Genomic DNA, 3,673 nt, shown 5'->3' on the forward strand with positions numbered 1-3,673 from the left:
TCCGAGTAGTCCTTCATCGCCATCGGCGGTCTTCTCGCTTCCTCCGGATCAAGAAGATCCAGTATCAGCGTGTCCACCACTCAGGGGGAGGCCCCGGGTAGCCATGAAGTGGGCAATGCCGGTGGGCGAGAGCGGCCCGCTCCAGGCCGGATAGCGCCCGTTCTTGTGGGACGGCGGACGGCACCACCGCCCGCCATCACCGCCCCGCCACCGTCACTTGTCTGGTGTGCCTGCCTCCGCGCCGGCCTCGGCCAGTTCAGGCTGCGCGACAGGTGAGCCGTCATCAAGCGTGATACGCACCGTGTGCTGGGTTCCCCTGCCGACCGTGTCGAGCTCGGCGGCGAACCGGTCGTACGCGGTGGCCGCCAGAGCCCAGTCGGCGGTGAGGAACTCGGCCTTGTCCCGGGTGTCCCACAGGGCGATCAGGAGCGCGATGAGCGACCGCCCGGACAGGGCGACACGTACCCGCCCGTCCTTGATGTCATCGATGTTGGGCGGGGTATGGAAGTGCGTCTGATTGGTGCTCAGGCCGGTGAGGTACTCCCACGTGTCGCGGTGGCACACGAGCTCCGCCAGAGCGACACCGGCCGCCTTCATCAGCCGGACACCGTGCTGCACCTCCGGCGCGAGCCCCTCGGCGGCGGGCTGCTCCTGGCGGCGGGCCTGCTGCGGGATCACCGGCCCGGACTGCGCGGCGGGTGCCGCGCCGCGGTACGCGGCCGCCGCCGCCCGCTTCAGCGCCTCCTGGCCGTTCCCGTTCCCGTTCTCGGGGCCGGCCCCGGCGGGACGGACGTCGGAGGCGTGGGGGACCGGGCCGGGCTCGCTGTGGTTCATGGGCTCCTCTTCGGATTCGGCAGGCGCGTCGGTGCCAGGCAGGGGGCGGGTCTCGGCCGCCGGTGCGGCGGCATTCTCCGGCGGCACGGGAGAAGGCGCGGCAAGCAGCGCCTGGGCGAGCTCGGTGCGGACTGTTGACACGTCTTGCCGTGCCTCGGTGACGTCCGAGATCAATCGCTCCTGGCGGCGGCGCAGTTCCCGGTTCTCCTCGCGCAGCCCGGAGGTGCCTGCCTGGACGGTCTCCAGGATCTTCAGGTAGTGCTGGCGTATCGCTTCCTGCCCGTCCGTCACGGGCTTCAGCCGGGCCTCCAATTGTTCGGCCAGCTCCTGCGATCACCTTCTGTTAATGACGGTCGGAGCCTCCCCACCCCGCAAGTTCGGTAATGCGATGAATTCCGGCCGCTCGTACCGGGCCCCGGAACGGAACACGGTGTGCGGGAATCAGAGAAGTCCGCACCGGGGCCACCATGGCACCCGAGACCTCCGCCACGGCCACGGCCGAGTTGATTGCGCGGACCGAGTACGACACCGACTGGCACGTCTGCATCGACGACCCCGCCCGCGGCCCGCTCGGCCCCGACGTCGCCGCAACAGGGCGGGTGGCGTGTCACCGACCCCTTGGGCAAAGACCGTTGCCGAGGGGGCGGTGGTGGCGACCCTTCCGGCCCAGGAGGGGGTCCGGCGGGACAGTGACGGCTCGCGGGGGCTCCGTACCGGTATCGGGTGGGCCGAGAGGGCGTTATGAGGCTTGATTTCCGTTCTGTGGTCGCCTGATCGTGTGAGTCTGGAGCGATTCTGCTGGTCGGTGGGCTTGGCCGTGCTGGGCTGGTGGGGTGGCTGAGCGCAAGCCGTACCCGAGCGACTTGTCCGACGAGCGGTGTGCGTTGATCGAGCCCGTGCTGGCTGCGTGGAAGGCCGGGCGGCCCTCGGCCACGGGCCACGAGGCAGGTACGAGATGCGGGAGATCGTCAACGCGATCCTGTACCAGTCCCGGACGGACTGTCAGTGGGCCTACCTGCCAGGCAACCTACCGCCCAGCGGCGCGGTGTACTACTACTTCGGCCTGTGGCGGGACGACGGCACCGACCAGAACCTCCATGACCTGCCAGCGCAGCAGGTCATGGAGGTTCTGCCCCCATTTTCGGCAATGCAACGGGTCAGCCGACGGCACCGAGAATCGGCGCCCAGGTGGGACCGGTGAGTGCCGCCACCGCCTGCTTCTGGGAGAGCGGGGGAGCGTTACGGGTCGGCTTCGGCCTGTTTCCGCTACCGAAGTCGCCGGCGGTGTTCCACTGCACCATCTGAAGCTGGGCGCCGGTCGACTTCAGGGTCACCGTCGTCGTCCAGCGGTGAGCGATGTCGGAGTCGGGGACGGGGTCGGCGCCAATCGGCTGCCTTTCCGCGATCTTCTCCGACATCACCAGGGCTCCGCCGGGAAGCGCGGCGCTGCTCGGCAGCTCGCTCAGCTCGCAGGTGTCGCCGACCTCAGCACGCCCGGCCGTATTGTCGCAGTTCAGCCCTTCGCCGTCCCTGAGCGGCAGCTTGAGCCGCAGGGCCGAGACACCGACGTTGGCGGCGCCGTGCCCGTCGTTGACGTCCACTCCGCCGTTGGCGACCCACCCGCTGGACGGATTCGATGGGTCGTTGCTCTGTCCGTCCTCCTGGCCGAACCGGCTCCCGGGGAACGTCTTCTTCACAGCGTCGATCATCTGGGTGCCGGTGATCGCGGAACGGGGCATCGCCAGCGCCACCGTTTCCATGTCGGATCCTGCGGAGCGAGTCCCGGCGAGCGCGCCGGGGAGCACCAGGCCGGCTGCCGCGATCGCGGCGCAGGCGCCGACCCCGGCGATGACGCCGGCGCTGCGCCGACGCCGACTGCGGCTCCGCCCGCGCTCGACGGCTCCGCTCGTGAGCGTGGTGAGATCGGGTTCGAGGGAGTCGGTCGTGCGGTCCAGGGCGTGTGCGAGGTCTGCTTCGAACGGCATGCTGGCGTCACCTTTTCGTCGCTGATAGGGATTTTGCGGTGGGTTCGACCTGTGTGCACCGGTGTTCAGTGCGGAACCAGGTCGGACAGGCTGTCGCCGAGCAACGCGCGCACCCTGTTGAGTGCCCGGGTGCCCTGGGAGCGGACCGCGCTGCTGCTCAGCTTGAGCATCTGGGCGGTCTCCTCGATGCTGCGGTCCTCCCAGTAGCGCAGCAGCAGCACCGCCCGGTCTCGGGGCGGCAGTTGACCGAGCGCGTCCAGCAGGGTGAGCCGCAGTGCGGCGTCCGGGCCGGCCGCCGCGTTGTCGGGCATGTTCCCGATGGGGCGCTCGCCGGTGCTTCGCCGACGCCGCAGGGTGAGGGAGGTGCGGACCAGAACCGTCTGGGCGTAGGCCGCTGGGCTGTCCGCTCTGGCCACCCGCTTCCAGTGCACGTACACCCGGCTGAGGGTTTCCTGGACCAGGTCCTCGGCAAGATGTGTGTCGCCGGCCGCGAGTACGTACGCCGAGCGGTACAGCGCCTTCGCCCTCGCGGCCACGAACTCCAGGTACTGATCCTCCTGTGCTGATTTCACTCGGCCCCCGACCGTTCTCTTGTTCCGTGATCCCCGTGCATACCCCTCTTGACTACGTGAGACGGCAGGATGTCGCGCGGCAGGAGCACCTTCTTTTCCACCGCTGCCGCGTCAGCAGTGTTCCGCGGGGGTCGGAGGCACGATGCCCGGCCCGGCGGGGGCCGACTGGGGTGCGTTGTCGGTACCTCTCAGAGGGCGTTTGATCTAGGTAGATTGCCCTTTCTGCCCTAATAGGTTCCTCGCCAGGTGGGGGTGGTCTCGTCCGTTATGCGCTTGGTGAGG

General features: G+C 69.2%; 3 protein-coding genes and 1 pseudogene. 1 reads left to right on the forward strand and 3 read right to left on the reverse strand.

What is annotated here, in order from left to right; translation table 11 throughout:
• Window positions 1–213: 213 nt before the first annotated feature.
• A complete protein-coding gene (locus ACFVX4_RS41750; RefSeq protein ID WP_389988658.1) occupies window positions 214–1,146 on the reverse strand; it encodes a hypothetical protein in 933 nt (310 codons plus the stop codon).
• A 521-nt stretch (window positions 1,147–1,667) separates the two neighbouring features.
• Here ACFVX4_RS41750 and ACFVX4_RS41755 point away from each other — a divergent pair.
• A pseudogene (locus ACFVX4_RS41755) lies at window positions 1,668–1,960 on the forward strand (transposase); the annotation flags it as partial.
• Between the two features lie 31 nt (window positions 1,961–1,991).
• Here the strand turns inward: ACFVX4_RS41755 and ACFVX4_RS41760 are convergent.
• A complete protein-coding gene (locus ACFVX4_RS41760) occupies window positions 1,992–2,819 on the reverse strand; it encodes a hypothetical protein (protein ID WP_389988661.1) in 828 nt (275 codons plus the stop codon).
• 65 nt (window positions 2,820–2,884) lie between these two features.
• Window positions 2,885–3,391 carry a SigE family RNA polymerase sigma factor gene (locus ACFVX4_RS41765; RefSeq protein WP_389988664.1) on the reverse strand — a complete coding sequence of 169 codons (507 nt, stop codon included), beginning with the start codon at window positions 3,389–3,391 and terminating at the stop codon, window positions 2,885–2,887.
• Window positions 3,392–3,673 lie beyond the last annotated feature (282 nt).

It is taken from the genome of Streptomyces sp. NPDC058240, from assembly GCF_042882135.1.
Lineage (GTDB): Bacteria > Actinomycetota > Actinomycetes > Streptomycetales > Streptomycetaceae > Streptomyces.